Origin of the sequence: Nocardia sp. NPDC004151, assembly GCF_042874235.1 — a bacterium.
GTDB lineage: Bacteria > Actinomycetota > Actinomycetes > Mycobacteriales > Mycobacteriaceae > Nocardia.
Genome location: NZ_JBIAMR010000002.1, coordinates 635,621 through 653,273, shown reverse-complemented (window position 1 = coordinate 653,273; position 17,653 = coordinate 635,621). Strand labels below are relative to the sequence as shown.

Below are 17,653 nucleotides of genomic sequence, written 5' to 3'. Positions count from 1 at the left end.
GCGTCACCGCACCCAGCGAAGGCGAGCCGCGGCGCCGAATCCGGCCGCAACGGTGAGGGTTCCGGACGGCTCGCGGCGACACGACGCCACCGCCACATGGCAGGGGCGCGGGATCTCGGCGGGGATGCGGACGCCGCCCTCGATCTCGTAGCGCATATTGGTGACCTTCCAGCGCTGCGCCCGAGGGTCATCGGGGTCGATCGGCGGGGCGTCGGCACGGGCCACCACCATGACCTCGGTGATGCCGGTCGGCCATTGGAAGACGAGCAGGCCATTGCGCTCGGCGAGGCCGCGCACCGTCGGCAGGCCGCTGGGCTCGGGTTCGGGAGCCGCGGGACCGCCTGGCCGGCCGTCGGACGCCGAGGGTCCGGTGCCGGCGGCAGTCCGGTCCGAGCGGGTCATGTCCGAGGCGCGGCCCGAGATCGAGGCGACCACGCCGTACACCGGCACCGGTCCGGCGGGTGCGCCGCCGTCCTCCATCGCCACGCCGCGGGTGCGGCCGACCACGCGCCAGGAACCGTCCGCGAGCAGTCGGGTGATTCGGTACTCGGCCTGGTCGGTGCTGGACGGGGTCCAGGTGATCACCACCGTGCCGTCCGGTTTCCGGCTGACGGTGACGTGCTCGGGCGCGGCGACACGGAGTTCGGCCAGGGCCGCTCGGGCCTCGGCGTGGTCGGCACAGACCTCGAGGACTTCGCGCACCGCCTGCATGCGCAGGCCGGGATCGGCGGGGAGGGCCTCGAACAAGCGGCCCGCCTCGATCACGGCGGCCCGCGCACGCCCGATCAGCAGTTCCCGGCTCGCCCCACGCGGGTCCGGATTCGCGACATCGGCGGCTCGTCGATCCAGGAAGTCCAGGTGCTCGGCCAGAGCCTCCACGAATCGCCGCCCCGCACAGCAGGACACGGCGGCGCGCCAGTGCACGACCGCCTCGGCGAGCACTCGCTCGACGTCCTCCCCCACCGCGCGCACCGAGCGCGCCGCCGCCGCGTCATCGCCGACCAGCCGCCGGGCGTCGGCGATGAAAGCCGCCGCCTCCTTGGGCTTTCCGGCCCGCAGTGATGCCCGCGCCGCCCGCAACGCGGCCTCCCACGGCCGCCCCGACTGGGTCGTGCCGTCATAGGGCGTCCGCTGCCACTGCTCCGGCTCGGGCGCACCGGGCGCATCCGCCCCGCCCTGCGGTGGCGCCGCGCCTTCCGAAGACCGCTGTCCGCCACCGGTTCCGGCCGCGCCACCAGCGGTTCCGGTACCGGCCGGAGTTCCGGCGGCGCGACCACCGGTTCGCGCGGCACCAGCACCGTCCGCCGGGGTTCGTGCCGCGCCGGTCGTGTGGTTCGACGATGGTGTGGCGGAGCCCGTGTGCGTCGAGCCGGTCGGCCGGTGCCGGGCGGCCCGGTGTTCGTGGCCCTCGACAGTCGTGCCGAGTTCATCGGCGAGGGCGATCAGGACGCGTTCGGCGTTGGCGCGGTCGAGACCGCCGGCGATGGCCACGCCGAGCAGGTAGTCGAAATCCGGTGCCACCAGGAGGTCTTCGACGAGTACGGCCGCGCGGACCTGGGGGCGCAGCTGGTCGGTGACCGATTCGGTGATGGTCAGCAGGTAGGCGTCGACCAGCGGGCCGCCGGGCTCGAGGAGATCGCCGATGTGGATGAGGAGCTCGTCGAGGACCACACGCAGGCGGCCGGGCGGGAGTTCGCGGGTACGGGCGCGCAGGGCCTCGGCGCGCAGGCGGATCTCGTTGCTGCGGTGCGCGGCCGAGAAGTCCATGTCGAGCAGCGACAGCAGGGTGGGCACCGGGTCACCGGCGATGAGCCGCTCGTATTCGGCCAGCAGCGACCGGATCTGGCGGCGGCGCTCGGTACTCAGCGCGGGCGCGGCCGGGGGCGGCGGCGCGGCCGGGGCCTCGTCGATGATGCGGTGGCGGCGCACCCGGGCGGCGACCTCGGCGACCGTCAGGCCGCCCAGGCGGCCGATGTCCTCGAGGCCCGCGATCTTCCCCGCGGGAATGCCGTTGTGCCGCTGGATCAGTCGCTCGATGGCGGCATCGAGCATCTCGTAGCGTTCGGCGTCGCGACGGTCGCGCAGCTGCTTGACCCGGTCGGCCTCGAGCAGCCGGGAACCGGTGTGCAGCAGCGGCTCGGACAGTTCCTGATGCGCCTCGACCAGCAGCCCGGCCAGCACCCGGAACTTGGGGTGGTCGCGCAGCTTCTGCCACAGCGCCCACACCTGCTCGACCCGCGCGGCGACGTCGGCGTCGCTCAGCCGGGGCGCGTCGGCGAGCGGAATGTCGTACAGCTCGAAGGCATCCGACTCCGCGAGGCCGCCGCGGCGTTCGACGGCGGCGAGGACGCGTTTGCGATAGTCATTGGGATCGAAGGCGTGCATGGCTTTTCGTCGGACAGCGTATACCGGTCAGGAATTGCGGCGGCGGGTGCGCTGCAGCTGATCCAGCTCGCGCTCCACATCCGCCTGCGACAAGGTGGCCCCGGTCTGCACCGACAAGGTCAGCGGCAGATCGGCGTCCACATGGTAGGCCGTCACGTGCAGCACACCGTCGAATCCCATCTCGAAGGTCACCCGGACTTCACTACCCTCCGGATATCCCGGCGGAATATCGCGAATCCTGCCCTCCACCAGCACCTTCGTGTCCTCGGGCCGGGTCGAGGCCGCCTGTCCCTGCTGCTCGACGATGGTCAGCTCGATCTGCTCCTGGTTCGCGCGCACCGTGCCGTAGGAGCGCCGCACCTTGATCGGCAACGTCTGATTGCGATGCACCAGCCAGCTCGCCGCCAGCCCGTTGAACGGATCCAGCGCCAGCACCCCGAACCCGCGCGACACCACGGTATCCACCTGGATCTCGATCATGCGGCGCACCAGGGTCACCGGCTGGCCGAAGGACGCGGCCACCCGCACCAGCGAGCCCTCCAGGTCGCCGGGATCGGCGTCACCGAGCGGGGCGCCGTCGCGGAGCCGCCCGCGGGTCACCAGGTCCGCGGCCACCAGCCGCTCCATCTCCAGCTTCTCGCCGTACAGCGCGGCGCCGCGCGCCACCAACAGGTCGGGGTCGCGGAGCTCGCCGGTGAGCCCGAATTCCTTCTGCAGCTGCTCGGCCACCATCGGCATGCGCGAGGAGCCGCCGACCAGCAGCAGCCGGTCCACCTGCCGCACTCCGCGCTTCTCGGCGGCGGCCAGCACGGCCTTGGTCAGGTCCAGGGTGCGCCGCATGAGCGAGGCGGTCAGCGATTCCAGATCGGAGCGGGTCAGCGGGATCACCGCCCGCGCGCCGTCGTGCGCGATCACCACCTCGGTGTCCTCGGCGGCGGTGAGCTCCTGTTTGGCCTGTTCGGCGGCAAGCACCAGCAGCTGGGAGCCGACCGAATCATCCAGGGGGTCTTCGGCATCCGGGTTGGCCGTACAGAACTGCTGCGAGAGATACAGCGCCAGTCGTTCGTCCCAGTCCGCGCCGCCGAGCTGATGGTCGCCCTCCACGGCGAGCACCGAGATGCGGCGGTCGGCCAGTTCGATGACGGTGGCGTCGAAGGTGCCGCCGCCGAGGTCGTAGACCAGCACCGTCTCGCGCGCGGGTTCCTTGCCGAGTTCGATGCCGCCGTCCAGGCGCCCGAAACCGTAGGACAGCGCGGCCGCGATCGGCTCCGAGAGCACGCCCGCCACATCGAATCCGGCGTAGGTTCCCGCCTGGATGGTGGCGCGGCGCTCCTCGTCACCGAAGTAGGCGGGCACCGTGATGACCGCGCGCCGCACCGGTTCGCCACCGGAGAACTCGGCATCGGCGGCAAGGCTTTTCAGGATGAGCGCCGACACCGCAGGCGCGGACCACAGCTGCCCGTGCGCGCCGAACCGCCATTCGGCGTCGCCCATGCGGCGTTTCACCAGGGTGCACACATTGTCGGGGTCGAGCCGGGCCTGCCGGCGCGCCCCCTCGCCGACCACATGGTCGGTCGCGGAGGCGAACAGCACAACGGAGGGAACGGTCGGTTCCCCCTTCAATCCGACCAGCACCTGCGGCCGGCCATCTGCGTCAATTGCCGCAATTGCCGAATTCGTTGTGCCCAGATCGATTCCATAGACCCCCATGGCGGCGATGGTAGCAGTCGTCGACGACAGCGGGGTCTATCGTTCGTGCATGACCGATCCAGCCCCGGCGGCCACGATTCCCCAGGCGCCCGCACCGACCGCGGAGGAGTCCGCCCCGACTCTCGACCGCATCACCGAACGCATCGACGACCTCGCCCGGGTCATCGCCCGGCAGGCCGCCACCATCGAGCGACTAGCCGACGCCGCCAAACTGAAGATCCGCGACGAGCGCGCCGAGGCCGACGCGCCCCTGCTCCGTGATCTGTTCGCCCTGCACGGGCTGGCGCAAACCTTCGTCTCCACCTCGAATTCGGAACCGGACCGTCAGGGCTTCGAGGCCATCAATCGCCGGGTCGAGCGCATGCTGGCCGAGCGCGGCGGCGAGCTGGTGACGCCGTTCCGGGGCACGGCGTTCGATCCGGAGACCATGGAGGCCGCCGAGGTCGCGGGCACCGACGATCCGGAGGCCGACAAGACCGTGGAGTCGGTCATCCAGCCGGGCCTGACCATAGGGGATCGCTCCATCCGGCCCGCGAAAGTCGTTGTGCGGCGGTATCGAGGAGCCTGATTCCGGACCAAAACTGACACGTGTTCTAGTAGGCTGCGGGTGCATGGACTGATCGATCGCGGAGGACGCAGATGAGTCAGCACTATCGCAGCATCGATGTCGGCGAACCGATGACGCGGTTCGCCCGGGGGTGGCATTGTCTCGGGCTCGCCGAGAGCTTCCGGGACGGACAGCCACATTCGGTCAACGCCTTCGGCACCAAACTGGTGATCTGGTCCGACAGCAAGGGCGAATTGCACGCGCTCGACGGCTACTGCCGGCATATGGGCGCGGACCTCGCCTACGGCAGCGTCAAGGACGACAATATCGCCTGCCCCTTCCACGATTGGCGGTGGCGCGGCGACGGCAAATGCGCCGCCATCCCCTATGCGCGGCGCGTTCCGCCGTTGGCGCGCACCAGGTCCTGGATCACCTGCGAGGAGAACGGGCAGTTCTTCGTCTGGAACGACCCCGAGGGCAATCCCCCGCCGCCCGAGGTCGCGATTCCGCACATCGAGGGCATCGAAACCGACCGGTGGAGCGACTGGGACTGGAATTCGGTCCTCATCGAGGGCTCGCACTGCCGCGAGATCATCGACAACAACGTCGACATGGCGCACTTCTTCTATATTCACTTCGCGTACCCCGTGTACTTCAAAAATGTGTTCGAAGGGCATGTGGCGACCCAGTTCCTGCACTCCAAGGGCCGTCAGGACATTCACGCCAAGTCCAACTACTCGCAGGAAATGTCGTTGCTGCGTTCGGAGGCCTCTTATTTCGGGCCGTCGTACATGATCAACTACCTGCACAACGACTTCGGTGACAACACCGTCGAGGTGGCGCTCATCAACTGCCACTACCCCGTCACCCACAACTCCTTCATGCTGCAGTGGGGCGTGAGCGTGCAGCGCATCGAGGGCCTGCCGCCGGAGAAGTCCGAGAAACTCGCCAAGTCCTTCGGCAAGAGCTTCGGCGTCGGCTTCCTCCAGGACGTCGAGATCTGGAAACACAAGACCCGCATCGACAATCCGCTGCTCACCCAGGAAGACGGACCCGTCTACCAGCATCGCCGCTGGTACGAGCAGTTCTACGTCGATGTCGCCGATATCACGCCGGAAATGACGGCCCGGTTCGAATACGAGGTCGACACCACCCACGCCAACGAGAACTGGCAGGCCGAGGTGGCGCAGAACCTCGAGAAGCAAGCGGCCGCCCGGGCGAACGGCGCCGGCGACTAGCGACTCCACCGGGACGGATCACGACATCCGTCCCGGCACCTCCGCACCGACGCGGGCCCAGCGGCCCGACAACGCCCGCCACGACACCGTGATCAGGCGCAGGACCAGGAAGGCGACCAGACCGGTCCAGATTCCGCCGATGCCCCAGTCGAATTCGAGCGACAGCCAGATCATCGGAAGGAATCCGAGCAGCGCCGAACCGAGGGTGGCGTTGCGCAGGAAGGCGGCGTCACCCGCGCCGAGCAGGACGCCGTCGAGGGCGAACACCACACCGCCGATCGGGATGATCGCGACGAAGAACCACCAGACCACATTGGTGCGGTCCAGCACCGCGGGGTCATCGGTGAACAGGCGCGGAATCAGCGAGTACCCCGCGGCGAAGAACATCGCCAGCACCGTCGCGAACACGGTCGACCAGGCCGTGACCCGCCGGGCCAAACCCTGTGCCCCACGCGCGTTTCCGGCCCCGAGCGCCGCACCGACCAGCGTCTGCGCCGCGATGGCCAGCGAATCCAGCGTCAGTGCGATGAAGTTCCACAGCTGCAACACCAGCTGATGCGCCGCCACCGACGCGGCGCCGAACCGTGAAGCCACCGCCGCCGCCGACACGAACGACGCCTGGAAGGCGAGACTGCGCACGATCAGGTCGCGGCCCAGCACCAGCTGCGCCTTCATGATCTCCAGGTGCGGCGCGATCGGCACATGCGCCTGCCACAACGCGCGCACGAACAACGCGCCGGACACCGCCTGCCCGGCCAGATTCGCGACCGCCGACCCCTCCAGCCCCAGCCGCGGCGCGCCCAGCAGACCGTGCACCAGCGTCGGGCACAACACCCCCGAAACCATCAGCCCCGCAACCACATACATCAGCGGCCGCCGAGTCTGCTGCACCCCGCGCATCCACCCGTTCCCCGCCATCGACAACAGGATCAACGGCACCCCGAACAAGGCGATCCGCACCCACGACTCCGCCGCATCGGCGATATCGGATCCACCGGCGATGGCCCGCGTGATCGGTCCCGCGAACACCTGCACCACCAGCACGATCGCCAACCCCGCCGCCACGGCGATCCAACTGGCCTGCACGCCCTCGACGACCGCCCCGGGCTCATCACCGGCCCCGTGCCGCCGCGCCGCGCGCGCCGTCGTCCCATAACTCAGGAACGTCAGCTGCGAACTGACCTGCGCCAGAATCAAACCCCCGACCGCCAGCCCCGCCAGCGCCAAAGCCCCGAGCCGCCCCACCACGGCCATGTCGAACAGCAGATAGATCGGCTCGGCGACCAGCACACCGAGGGTCGGCACCGCGATCCCGAGAATCCGCCGCGGCCCCGCGGCCGCCGCCTCCGCACCCCGCGCCGCCACCCGCTCGCTCCTGGCCGCCTGCTCTGCTCCGCCGGGGAGCCGCGGATCATCGCCGGCCGCCCGCTCACCCCCGGCCGAGTTCGCCGCAGCTCGGCCGGTTCCGGCCCCTGCCGGGGATCCCGGGTCCTCCCCGCCGTCCGCCACGATCTCCGCACCGCTCATCCGCCCACCCTCCCATACGGGCGCGGGCCGAACCGCCCGCCGAGGGCCGTGAGCGGGCAAATATATGGTGCGGCTACGGGCACCCGTCGACTGCCGGTCCACTCCCGAGCTGTCGGCGCTGCACGGCGCACGCCGACGAGGTTGCTACGGCTCGCAATGGAAGCCGCGGCCTTGATCGGCGACGGGTACCCCGAGGCGAGCGACCCGGCGTCGGCGCGGGTTGCCGGCGGCTCCGGCGAGCAGGCCGACCGCTCTCGACGACGCACGCCCTCACCAGGCGCTGGCGGACTCGATCCCCCGCGCGCTCGGGCCCAGCTCGGGGCTGGCTCTTGGATCAGGCTCGCACGGCGATCGTCCGGCGCGCCGGAAAGCAAAGTTAGATGCGCATGTCCGCATTTGCGCATGCGGGCCGGTCGCAGACGATCGATGACAGCCATCCCAGCGCCGCCCGGAGGGCTCGAACGTGACGTTCGCGGTGGCCGACTGACGTAGCCACCGATGTGGATGCCCGCCCCGGCATCCACATCTTGGTCCGCCACCTGATCGAGGTCCAGGTCTGCAACTACCCGAATCTGCTGGCACCGTGAAGATATCGCGCACGATCGCGACTTGCGTGCTGCCCGGCGTCAGCCTCGACCTACCGTCCGGAAGCGGGACTCGCCTCGCGATGACCGCGGCCGCTCCCCCGGAACAGGGCCGGAGGCAGGCGGTTTCATTCGCGGCGGGAGGCCCACCACAATGCCGCGACGGTGACAGCGGCGGCCGCGAGCGCCGGGCGGGTGTACGGGGATCGAGGGCGGGGCGATGTGGCGTCGCGGATGGCGGCCATGCGTTGCGGGGTCGCGGTGACGGGGCGGAGTTCGAAGACGCGGAAGGTGCGGCCGCCGGAGAGCTCATGCTCCATTTCGTAGCCGGGCCAGAATTCGACGGCGGTGTCCCAAGCGCGTTTTCGTTCCACGCCGGTGATCTGGGTGACGGTGACCGGGAAACGCTGGCCGCCGACGTGGACGGTGGCGACGGTCGCGGCACGCAGGTTCGCCGACCAGGACGGGTGTTCGGGGCTGCCCCAGTTGGATCCGATGAGCAGGATGCTGTCGCCATTGGGGACGTAGAGCAGTGAGGTGATGCGCGGGACACCGGTCTTGCGGCCGATCACGGTCAGTTCGAGGGAGGGCAGGCCCGCGATGTCGAGGACGCCGTTGCGGCCCCGCGTGATTCGCCGGACCGCGCGGTCGGACGCGAGAATCGTGCCGGATGCGTGCATGACCCAGCGCTGGGTGCCGAGACGGCGGGCGACGCGGGGCAGAACTGTGGACGCCATGGGAATTCCTCACCGGTATCGGGAGTTCCGCGAACGCGGCCGCGCATGCCTTCGCCCACTTCGAGAATGCTGAAACGTCCTTGTCATCAAGCGTATTCGCGCGGAAGCCCCGGACTGTTCCCCCGGCAAGCCGTCGGCGGAGGATGGTTGTCGCATCCACTGTAATCACACAGGCTTAATCGCGTGTGGCGAGCCGGAAATAAGATGAGATCGGCGGCACCGAGGCCATCGAAATCGGAACGACCGCCCGGCGCGACGATTCACGACCCGACCGGACGACGGCCTCAGTCACTCAAACGGATTTTCAGCGTCTCGACAATGTCGTCGTGCGATCCGGTCGCGCTGTACCCGGCGGCATAGCGATGCCCGCCGCCACCCAGCGACACCGCCACCCGCGCCACATCGACGCCGGGAGTGCCGTCGGCATTGGCATGCGAGCGCAGCGACACCGTCCACCGGTCCGGCTCGGTCCGCGATTCCTTGAACACGGCCGCGACCTGCGCCTCGGCCGCGGTGCGAATGAGGTCGATGACGCTCTCCACCTCCTCGGACCGAACCGCCTCGGAGTCCTCGCGGCGGACCACCGCGTAGACCAGGCCCGCTCCCCCGGCCACGTCGGGCAACAACCGCGCCGACCCCAGCACCCGCGACAGCATCGGCAGCCACGCGAAAGGATGGGTGTCCATGAGGGTGCGAGTGATGGCCGCGCCGTCGATGCCGGTGGCCAGCAGCCGTTCGGCCAGGGCGTGCGAGCCCGGCCGCACCCATTTGAACGAGCCGGTGTCGGTGACCAGTCCGGCGTAGAGGCAGTGCGCGATATTCGCGTCCAGCGGCTCGGACCAGGCGTCCAGGATGCGGGCGATGACACCCGCGGTCGACTCGGCGGCCTCGTCGACGATGTTCACGGCGCCGAAGCGGGTGTTGGAGCGGTGATGATCGATCACCAGAGTTGTTGCGGCACCGGCCAATCGGTCCCACAGCACACCGAGACGATCCGCGCTGCCGCAGTCCACCGTGACCAGAACATCCGTCTCGACGGGGACCTGATCGGGCCCGACCAGCAGGTCGGTGCCGGGCAGCGACCGCATGGACACCGGCAACCGATCCGGTTCGGCGAAGCAGACGACGACCGGGACCCCGCGCCGACGCAGGACCTGCGCCAACGCCAGCCCGCTGCCGACGGTATCGGCATCGGGCTGGATATGGCACAGGATGGTCACCGACTTCGCGGCGTCGAGAATCTCGACCGCCGGGGTGACGTCGACGGGGGTCACCGGTGGTCAGGCTTCGTCGTCTTCTTCGTCCTCTTCGCTCTTGTACGGGTCCTCGTCACCGGCGTAGGTCGCGCCGACGGCGACCTGCGCGACCCGGGCGTCGCTGGCGCGGGCCTTGGCCAGCAGCTCTTCCATCTCGCGCGCCGCGTCGGGCACGGTGTCGAGCTTGAACGCGAGGGTGGGTGTGAACTTCACACCGGTGCCCGCACCCACCTTGGACCGCAGAATGCCGGCGGCGGCCTTCAGACCGGCGGCGGCTTCCGCGTAATCGGGTTCGGCGTCGATGGTTTCACCCATGACGGTGTAGAAAATGGTCGCCTCGCGTAGATCCCCCGTCACCTTGGAATCGGTGACGGTGACGAACCGCAGTCGCGGATCCTTGATCTCGTACTCGATCGCCGTGGCGACGATGGACGAGATGCGCTTCGCGAGTCGGCGTGCTCGGGCTTGGTCAGCCATGAGAGCGCTCCTCACTTCTTCAGTCTTCGGGTCCGAAGATGCGGCGGCGTACCGACAGCAACTCTAACTCCGGACGATTGGCGACGTGCCGTTCACACTTGTCCAGCACCTCGATCAGGTGATTCATGCCGTAGCTGACCATTGCCACACCGAGCAATGACCGTCGATAACGGTCATGATCTCCGCCCTCGGTGACACTCACATCGAACCGTTTCAGGTCCGCGAGGATGGGGCGGATGACAGAGCGCTTCTCTTTCAGTGAATGCACATCACCGAGCAAGATATCGAACTCGAGCGCTCCGAAGAACATCTTTTCAGTCATATGAACGCGCCCCGGGGAATGCGCGCACAGTTACCCGGAAAGGTAAGGGGCACAACCCCGCCGGACCCTGGGGCCCGGCGGGATCGCGTGTACTGCTTCGCCTAGTCGCGCGGCTTCTCCCGCAGCTCGTAGGCCTCGACGATGTCGCCTTCCTTGATGTCGTTGTACCCGACGGTCAGACCACATTCGTAGCCTTCGCGGACCTCGGTCACGTCATCCTTCTCACGGCGCAGCGACTGGATGGTGGTCTCGGCGACCACGACGTTGTCGCGGATCAGGCGCGCCTTGGCGTTGCGCTTGACCGAACCCGAGAGCACCCAGCAACCCGCGATGTTGCCGAACTTGGAGGAGCGGAAGATCTGGCGGATCTCCGCCCGGCCCAGCTCGTGCTCCTCGTAGATCGGCTTGAGCAGACCCTTGAGGGCCTTCTCGATCTCGTCGATCGCCTGGTAGATGACCGAGTAGTAGCGGATATCCACGCCTTCGCGGTTCGCCAGCTCGGTCGCCTTGCCCTCGGCACGGACGTTGAACCCGATGATGATCGCGTTCGACGCCGACGCCAGGTTGACGTTGGTCTCGGTGACGCCACCGACACCGCGGTCGATGACGCGCAGACGCACCTCGTCGCCGACATCGATACCGAGCAGCGCCTCTTCGAGGGCCTCGACGGTACCGGAGTTGTCGCCCTTGAGGATCAGGTTCAGCTCCGAGGTCTCCTTCAGAGCGGCATCCAGATCTTCCAGGGAGATCCGCTTGCGGCTGCGCGCGGCCAGGGCGTTGCGCTTGCGAGCGTTGCGGCGATCGGCGATCTGACGCGCGATGCGGTCTTCCTCGACCACGAGCAGGTTGTCACCCGCGCCCGGCACCGAGGTGAAACCGATGACCTGGACGGGCCGCGACGGCAGGGCCGCCTCGACGTCGTCGCCGTGCTCGTCGACCATGCGGCGCACGCGACCGTAGGCGTCGCCCGCCACGATCGAGTCGCCGACCCGCAGGGTGCCGCGCTGGATGAGCACGGTCGCCACCGGGCCACGGCCGCGGTCGAGGTGGGCTTCGATGGCCACACCCTGCGCGTCCATGTTCGGGTTGGCGCGCAGATCCAGGGCGGCGTCCGCGGTCAGGACCACGGCCTCGAGCAGCGACTCGATGTTGGTGCCCTGCTTCGCCGAGATGTCCACGAACATGGTCTCGCCACCGTATTCCTCGGCGACCAGACCGTATTCGGTCAGCTGCTGGCGAATCTTCTGCGGGTTCGCGCCTTCCTTGTCGATCTTGTTGACCGCCACCACGATCGGCACGTCCGCGGCCTGCGCGTGGTTGATGGCCTCCACCGTCTGCGGCATGACGCCGTCGTCGGCCGCGACCACGAGGATCGCGATGTCGGTGGCCTTCGCACCACGGGCACGCATGGCGGTGAACGCCTCGTGACCGGGGGTATCGATGAAGGTGATGGTGCGCTCTTCGCCGTTGACCTCGGCCTCGACCTGGTAGGCGCCGATGTGCTGGGTGATACCGCCGGCCTCGCCCTCACGGACGTTGGCCTTACGGATGGTGTCCAGCAGTCGGGTCTTACCGTGGTCGACGTGACCCATGACGGTCACGACCGGCGGGCGGACCTGCAGGTCATCCTCGTCGCCGTCGTCCTCGCCGTAGGTGAGGTCGAAGTTGGCGAGCAGCTCGCGGTCCTCGTCCTCCGGGGAGACCACGTGCACGACGTAGTTCATCTCCGAACCCAGCAGCTCGAGGGTCTCCTCGTTCACCGACTGGGTCGCGGTCACCATCTCACCGAGGTTGAACAGCGCCTGGACCAGCGAGGCCGGGTTGGCGCCGATCTTCTCGGCGAAGTCCGACAGCGACGCGCCACGGGCGAGACGCACGATCTCACCGTTGCCGCGCGGCAGCCGCACGCCACCGGCGATGGGCGCCTGCTGGTTCTCGTACTCGGCGCGCTTCGCCCGCTTCGACTTACGGCCGCGACGCGGAGCTCCACCCGGACGTCCGAACGCACCCGCGGCACCGCCGCGACCGCCACCGGAACCCGGACGGCCACCGCCGCCACCACCGGGACGACCCCGGAAACCACCGGGAGCACCCGTGCCACCACCGGCACCGGCACCGGCACCAGCGCCACCCGCACCGGGAGCGCCGCCACCGCGGTAACCGCCGCCACCGCCACCGGGACGGCCGCCGCCGGCACCCGGACCACCCGGACGCGCCGGACGGCCTGCGCCACCCGGACCGGCCGGACGCTGAGCGCGAGCGGGCATGGCACCCGGGTTCGGCCGCGGGGGCATCGAACCGGGGCTGGGACGCGGACCGCCGGGACGGGGACCGCCCTGACCGGCAGCAGCCGGACGGGGACCGCCCTGACCGGGACCGGGGCGCGGACCGCCCTGGCCGGGACCCGGACGGGGACCGCCCTGACCCGGACCCGGACGCGGACCACCCTGCGGCTGACCCGGACGCGGGCCACCCTGGCCCTGACCCGGACGCGGACCACCCTGCTGCTGGCCCGGACGAGGGGCCGGTCGCGGCGCGGGACGCTCGGGCGCGGAAGAGAAGGGGTTGTTACCGACACGCGGCGGCTTCGGACCCGGCTTCGGGCCACCCGGACGCGGACCGGACTGCGGGGCGGGGGCGCCGCCCTGCTGCGCCGGACGCGGGGCCGGAGCGCCCGGACGCGGAGCGTCGGTACGCGGGGCCTGCGGAGCCGGAGCGGACGGCGCCGGAGACGCGGAAGCGGCTGCCGGAGCAGCGTTTTCGCGAGCCGCGGGCTTCACGGCCGGCGCCTCTCCGGGCCGGCCCGGAGCCGGACGCGCTGCGGGAGCGGCCGGGGTCGCGGGCGATTCGGCACGGGCGGCCGGAGCCACCGGTGCGGCGGGGGCCGGAGCCGGAGCCGCGGGGGCCGGAGCCGCCGGGGTCGGACGCGGGCCGGGACGGGGACCGGCACCCGGGGTGGCCGGCTTGGCGGCCGGACGCGGGGTGCTGTCACCACTGGGCTTGGGCGCCGCCGGCTTGGCGGCACCGGAGGGGGCGCTCTTGGGTGCGAGCGACTCCCGCAGCCGGCGCGCGACAGGTGCTTCCACCGTCGAGCTCGCCGACTTCACGAACTCGCCCTGCTCCTTGAGCCGCGCGAGTAGTTCTTTGCTCGTGACACCGAGTTCTTTTGCCAACTCGTGCACGCGGGCCTTGCCTGCCACTGCTCTCCTCACTCAGAGGCCGAGCGTGACAGCCCGCTTACAACGGGGCGTCCGCACGACCTCGACTAATTTCGAAGGCCGATCATTTCTGGGACTTCACGGTGTGCTCATGAGTGCTCGTGCCTGTTCTCTACGTAATGCTCCAGGGCTGAGATATCCAGATGTCCGGACACTCGTAGTGCTCTGCCGATTGCTCGGCGCCGAACTGCTTGACTCAGACAAACCGAAGAGGGGTGCAACCAAGCACCCCTTCCGGGAAGTCTGCGCCGCGGATCCGGAACGACCACAAGGGTTTGCCCACTCTCGGCAGACCCTTGCGCCACGACCCGCATCAGATCGGCAGCCAGCTCGCGTCTGCGACATCCGATGCAGGTCCGGACGGGTGCTGATCTTGCCGGCACCCGCTCGGCGCGCGGAGAAGTCGAAGACTCGCGCTGAGCCTGCGTCCACTCTACCGCTCTCACGTCCCGATCTCCGCATCCGTACCCCTTGGAAGTTACCAAGCTGTCATCCCAGGGGTCTGTTTCACAAATCCATTTCCGACCGGGCCGGACTCATCGAGCAAGATCAGCGCGGTGCCGTGCGGCCGCGACCGAGCTACCGTGGCGCCTCGATCCCGGCCGCACGACCCTCAGTTCCGGTGCGTGTCGGAGCCGCCGGTCGCCGCCGCGGGACGCGCGCCGCCCTGCGGGTCGGCCGCCGCGTCCGAGCGGATGTCGATCCGCCAGCCGGTGAGCCGGGCCGCCAGGCGGGCGTTCTGGCCCTCCTTGCCGATGGCGAGGGAGAGCTGGAAGTCCGGGACCACCACGCGCGCGGCGCGGGCGTCGGGGTCCACGATCGTCACCGACACAACCTTGGACGGGGACAGCGCATTCCCGACGAAGGCGGCCGGGTCCTCGGCGTAGTCGATGATGTCGATCTTCTCGCCCGCCAGCTCGCTCATGACATTGCGCACACGCTGACCCATCGGGCCGATGCACGCGCCCTTGGCGTTGACGCCAGGGACGGTCGAGCGGACCGCGATCTTGGAGCGGTGCCCGGCCTCGCGGGCCACGGCCACGATCTCGACCGAGCCGTCGGCGATCTCGGGGACCTCGAGGGCGAACAGGCGACGCACCAGGTTCGGGTGGGTGCGCGAGAGGGTGATCTGGGGGCCGCGCGGACCGCGGGAGACGCCGACCACGTAGCACTTGATGCGGTCGCCGTGCTCGTAGGTCTCGCCCGGCACCTGCTCCGCGGGCGGGATGACGCCCTCGGCCCCGTGGGCCTCCGAGCCGATGCGGACCACGACGGTGCCGCGGGCGTTCATGCGCGCGTCGCGCTGCACCACGCCGCCGACGATGTCGCCCTCGTGGGTGGAGAACTCACCGAAGGATTTCTCGTTCTCGGCGTCGCGCAGCCGCTGCAACACCACCTGGCGGGCGGTGGTGGCGGCGATGCGGCCGAAGCCCTCGGGGGTGTCGTCCCATTCGGAGATGACGTTGCCGTCGGCGTCGATCTCGCGGGCCATCACGCGCACGACACCGGTCTTCTGGTTGATGTCGATGCGGGCGTTGGGCTGGTGGCCCTCGGTATGCCGATAGGCGGTGAGCAGCGCGGACTCGATCGCGGAGATCACCGTCTCCATCGAGATCCCCTTGTCGGCGACAATCGCGCGCAGGGCTTCGATTTCGATGTTCATTCCACGATCCCTTCGGTCAGTGAATCGGATTCTGTTGTTTCGGTTTCGTTGTCCTCCCGGGCGCCCGGTTGAGGACGGCCCGGCGATACTCCCCCCGCGAGCTCCAACTCGGCCACGCCGGGCGGATTGAACTCCACCTGCACGACGGCCGATCGGATGTCGGCGAGCGGCACCGTCACCCGGTGTGGCTTCCGCTTGCCGCCGAGGACCAGGGCGATGTCGGCGCCGGAGAGGACGCCGACCCTGGCCTCGAACGTGGATTTACCCTTCTCCTCCGGCGATTCGGCGCCGGGAGCCAGGGTGATCTTGACCTTGCGCCCCTGCGCGCGCTGCCAGTGCCGCGGGGTGGTGAGGGGCCGGTCGATGCCGGGGGTGGTGATCTCCAGCAGATACGGGGTCTCGCCGAAGTCACCGGCGTCGTCGAGGGTCTGCGAGATCTCCGAGCTCAGTTCCGCGACCGCGTCCAGGTCCGGGGATCCGTCGCTGTCGACGGTCACCTTGACCTTGCTCGCTGGACCGGCAGCCGAGATCGCGACGCCTTCGAGGTCGAATCCTCGGCGTTCGACGAGCTCAGCAACTAGCTGGCTCACCCTTTCCTCGGTCGGCATCGGCATATGGGGCGGCTCCTGGTTCAGTTGTCACGGGTTGAGTTGTCTGTTTCGGCGAAATACCGGGCCGAAGGTCTAGCGTAACGCGCGGAAAGAGTGTAAAGGACCAGCCGACCCGCCCGAGTTCGGCATGGTCGGCCGTGCGGTACCGATGGCGCGTCGAGAGCGACGCGCCCAAGACGGTTGCCCGTCGTCGCTGATCACAGCCTATCCGACCGCCCTCGCGCAGCAAGCTGTCCGCGACGGCTGGCACCATGTATCCGTGCCCAGCAGTCAGAGCGGCCTCGTGGCCGATGTCGTCGGTCTCACGGTCCCGCCGGACCGAACCGGCTCCACCCCCACCCCGATCTCGTCGCCCCGGTCCGATGCCGCGGTGAATCGGCGCTCCGCGCTGCGGCTGGCCGGGGGCGGCCTGCTGGTGGCGGCCGCCGCGGGCGCGTCGGCCGCGTGTACGAAGAACGAGCCGCCCGCCGCGCCGGATCCGCTGCTGGCGCAGGAGACCGCGGCGCTCACCGACGCCGCCGCCGCCAAGGCGGCCATCGCGACCACCCCCGATCGCGCGGGCGCGCTCCAGACCATCACCGATCAGCGCACCGCGCACGCGCAGGCGCTGCGCACCGAGATCGACCGCGCCATCGGCGTTTACGGCGACGGAACCACCCCCAGCCGCCGCACCCCGCCGCCCACCGCGATCGCCGTCAACACCCCGTCCTCGGTGGCGGCGCTGCGCACCCAGCTGAGCGCCTCGCAGCGTTCGGCCGCCGACCTGTCCACCTCCCTCTCCGGATACCGCGCCGGGCTGCTGGCCTCGATCAGCGCCTGCTGCGGCACCCACGCAGGAGTCCTTCTCGCATGACCACCCTCGATCAGCAGGCGCTCATCGATGCCCTGAGCGCCGAGTACGCGGCGGTCTACGCCTACGGCGTGATCGCCGCCTACGCCAACCACGACCGGGACAAGCTGGTGGCGGAGTACACCGCGGCGCACCGGGCCCGGCGTGACGCCACCATCGACGCGCTGAACGCCGACGGCGCGACGGTTCCCGAACCGGCCGCCGCCTATACCGCGCCGTTCCCGGTGAACGATCCGATCCCGGCGGCGAAGCTGGCGATGACCGTGGAATCCGACGCCGCGGCCTCCTGGCGGGCGGTGGTCGAACGCGCCACCGATCCCGGCGTGCGCCGCACCGGGATCGAGGCGCTCACCGAATGCGCTGTGCGCCTTGCCACTTGGCAGTCCATCCTGGGTGCGAGCCCGGCGACCGTGCCCTTCCCCGGTAAGGCCTGATCGGATACCGGGAAACCGGTCCACGGGGTTACCGGGAATTCGCCGCGTCCGCACCTTCCGTTTCCGTTCTCGATCACCGGGCACAACCCTGGAT

General features: G+C 69.7%; 15 protein-coding genes. 4 read left to right on the top strand and 11 right to left on the bottom strand.

Annotated elements, in window-relative coordinates:
* Nucleotides 1-3: 3 nt before the first annotated feature.
* Both ACFYTS_RS06695 and ACFYTS_RS06690 read right to left on the bottom strand, forming a co-directional pair.
* Nucleotides 4-2,385 carry an Ig-like domain repeat protein gene (locus tag ACFYTS_RS06695; protein ID WP_387301832.1) on the bottom strand — a complete coding sequence of 794 codons (2,382 nt, stop codon included), beginning with the start codon at nucleotides 2,383-2,385 and terminating at the stop codon, nucleotides 4-6.
* A gap of 27 nt (nucleotides 2,386-2,412) precedes the next feature.
* Nucleotides 2,413-4,095 carry an Hsp70 family protein gene (locus ACFYTS_RS06690; RefSeq protein WP_387301830.1) on the bottom strand — a complete coding sequence of 561 codons (1,683 nt, stop codon included), beginning with the start codon at nucleotides 4,093-4,095 and terminating at the stop codon, nucleotides 2,413-2,415.
* A gap of 49 nt (nucleotides 4,096-4,144) precedes the next feature.
* Between ACFYTS_RS06690 and ACFYTS_RS06685 the strand changes: the two genes are divergently transcribed.
* Together ACFYTS_RS06685 and ACFYTS_RS06680 are read left to right on the top strand one after the other, a co-directional pair.
* Nucleotides 4,145-4,663, top strand: a complete 519-nt coding sequence (locus ACFYTS_RS06685; protein ID WP_357281285.1) for a nucleotide exchange factor GrpE — start codon at nucleotides 4,145-4,147, stop codon at nucleotides 4,661-4,663.
* 71 nt (nucleotides 4,664-4,734) lie between these two features.
* Nucleotides 4,735-5,880: a Rieske 2Fe-2S domain-containing protein gene (locus ACFYTS_RS06680; RefSeq protein ID WP_387301827.1), complete on the top strand. Its 1,146-nt coding sequence runs from the start codon at nucleotides 4,735-4,737 to the stop codon at nucleotides 5,878-5,880.
* An 18-nt stretch (nucleotides 5,881-5,898) separates the two neighbouring features.
* Here ACFYTS_RS06680 and ACFYTS_RS06675 read toward each other — a convergent pair whose 3' ends face one another.
* From ACFYTS_RS06675 to rimP, 9 genes are all read right to left on the bottom strand, one after another.
* The gene (locus ACFYTS_RS06675; protein ID WP_387301825.1) at nucleotides 5,899-7,407 is read right to left on the bottom strand and encodes an MATE family efflux transporter; all 1,509 of its coding nucleotides are present in this window, start codon (nucleotides 7,405-7,407) and stop codon (nucleotides 5,899-5,901) included.
* Between the two features lie 712 nt (nucleotides 7,408-8,119).
* The gene (locus ACFYTS_RS06670) at nucleotides 8,120-8,728 is read right to left on the bottom strand and encodes a nitroreductase family deazaflavin-dependent oxidoreductase (protein WP_387301823.1); all 609 of its coding nucleotides are present in this window, start codon (nucleotides 8,726-8,728) and stop codon (nucleotides 8,120-8,122) included.
* 284 nt (nucleotides 8,729-9,012) lie between these two features.
* Nucleotides 9,013-10,002 carry a bifunctional oligoribonuclease/PAP phosphatase NrnA gene (locus ACFYTS_RS06665; RefSeq protein WP_387301821.1) on the bottom strand — a complete coding sequence of 330 codons (990 nt, stop codon included), beginning with the start codon at nucleotides 10,000-10,002 and terminating at the stop codon, nucleotides 9,013-9,015.
* Nucleotides 10,003-10,008: 6 nt separating this feature from the next.
* Entirely contained in the window at nucleotides 10,009-10,461 is a 453-nt protein-coding gene (rbfA, locus tag ACFYTS_RS06660) for a 30S ribosome-binding factor RbfA (RefSeq protein ID WP_357281298.1), read from the bottom strand.
* Nucleotides 10,462-10,480: 19 nt separating this feature from the next.
* On the bottom strand, nucleotides 10,481-10,771 hold the full coding sequence (locus tag ACFYTS_RS06655) for a DUF503 domain-containing protein (RefSeq protein WP_357281636.1): 291 nt from the start codon (nucleotides 10,769-10,771) through the stop codon (nucleotides 10,481-10,483).
* 113 nt (nucleotides 10,772-10,884) lie between these two features.
* The gene (infB, locus tag ACFYTS_RS06650) at nucleotides 10,885-13,983 is read right to left on the bottom strand and encodes a translation initiation factor IF-2 (protein ID WP_387301819.1); all 3,099 of its coding nucleotides are present in this window, start codon (nucleotides 13,981-13,983) and stop codon (nucleotides 10,885-10,887) included.
* A gap of 107 nt (nucleotides 13,984-14,090) precedes the next feature.
* Nucleotides 14,091-14,384, bottom strand: a complete 294-nt coding sequence (locus ACFYTS_RS06645) for a YlxR family protein (RefSeq protein ID WP_357281637.1) — start codon at nucleotides 14,382-14,384, stop codon at nucleotides 14,091-14,093.
* 230 nt (nucleotides 14,385-14,614) lie between these two features.
* On the bottom strand, nucleotides 14,615-15,664 hold the full coding sequence (nusA, locus tag ACFYTS_RS06640; protein WP_357281304.1) for a transcription termination factor NusA: 1,050 nt from the start codon (nucleotides 15,662-15,664) through the stop codon (nucleotides 14,615-14,617).
* Nucleotides 15,661-16,278: a ribosome maturation factor RimP gene (rimP, locus tag ACFYTS_RS06635; RefSeq protein ID WP_387301817.1), complete on the bottom strand. Its 618-nt coding sequence runs from the start codon at nucleotides 16,276-16,278 to the stop codon at nucleotides 15,661-15,663. The genes nusA and rimP overlap by 4 nt, the downstream gene beginning before the upstream one ends.
* A gap of 256 nt (nucleotides 16,279-16,534) precedes the next feature.
* Here rimP and ACFYTS_RS06630 point away from each other — a divergent pair, with 256 nt between their 5' ends.
* Together ACFYTS_RS06630 and ACFYTS_RS06625 are read left to right on the top strand one after the other, a co-directional pair.
* Nucleotides 16,535-17,128: a hypothetical protein gene (locus ACFYTS_RS06630; RefSeq protein ID WP_357281309.1), complete on the top strand. Its 594-nt coding sequence runs from the start codon at nucleotides 16,535-16,537 to the stop codon at nucleotides 17,126-17,128.
* The gene (locus tag ACFYTS_RS06625) at nucleotides 17,125-17,559 is read left to right on the top strand and encodes a ferritin-like domain-containing protein (RefSeq protein ID WP_387301815.1); all 435 of its coding nucleotides are present in this window, start codon (nucleotides 17,125-17,127) and stop codon (nucleotides 17,557-17,559) included. The genes ACFYTS_RS06630 and ACFYTS_RS06625 overlap by 4 nt, the downstream gene beginning before the upstream one ends.
* Nucleotides 17,560-17,653: the final 94 nt, after the last annotated feature.

What these genes read in the sequence shown, in the direction of transcription:
- ACFYTS_RS06695 (WP_387301832.1), bottom strand. Translation starts at nt 2,385, where the DNA reads ATGCACGCCTTCGATCCCAATGACTATCGCAAACGCGTCCTCGCCGCC.
- ACFYTS_RS06690 (WP_387301830.1), bottom strand. Translation starts at nt 4,095, where the DNA reads ATGGGGGTCTATGGAATCGATCTGGGCACAACGAATTCGGCAATTGCG.
- ACFYTS_RS06685 (WP_357281285.1), top strand. Translation starts at nt 4,145, where the DNA reads ATGACCGATCCAGCCCCGGCGGCCACGATTCCCCAGGCGCCCGCACCG.
- ACFYTS_RS06680 (WP_387301827.1), top strand. Translation starts at nt 4,735, where the DNA reads ATGAGTCAGCACTATCGCAGCATCGATGTCGGCGAACCGATGACGCGG.
- ACFYTS_RS06675 (WP_387301825.1), bottom strand. Translation starts at nt 7,407, where the DNA reads ATGAGCGGTGCGGAGATCGTGGCGGACGGCGGGGAGGACCCGGGATCC.
- ACFYTS_RS06670 (WP_387301823.1), bottom strand. Translation starts at nt 8,728, where the DNA reads ATGGCGTCCACAGTTCTGCCCCGCGTCGCCCGCCGTCTCGGCACCCAG.
- rbfA (WP_357281298.1), bottom strand. Translation starts at nt 10,461, where the DNA reads ATGGCTGACCAAGCCCGAGCACGCCGACTCGCGAAGCGCATCTCGTCC.
- ACFYTS_RS06655 (WP_357281636.1), bottom strand. Translation starts at nt 10,771, where the DNA reads ATGTTCTTCGGAGCGCTCGAGTTCGATATCTTGCTCGGTGATGTGCAT.
- nusA (WP_357281304.1), bottom strand. Translation starts at nt 15,664, where the DNA reads ATGAACATCGAAATCGAAGCCCTGCGCGCGATTGTCGCCGACAAGGGG.
- rimP (WP_387301817.1), bottom strand. Translation starts at nt 16,278, where the DNA reads ATGCCGATGCCGACCGAGGAAAGGGTGAGCCAGCTAGTTGCTGAGCTC.
- ACFYTS_RS06625 (WP_387301815.1), top strand. Translation starts at nt 17,125, where the DNA reads ATGACCACCCTCGATCAGCAGGCGCTCATCGATGCCCTGAGCGCCGAG.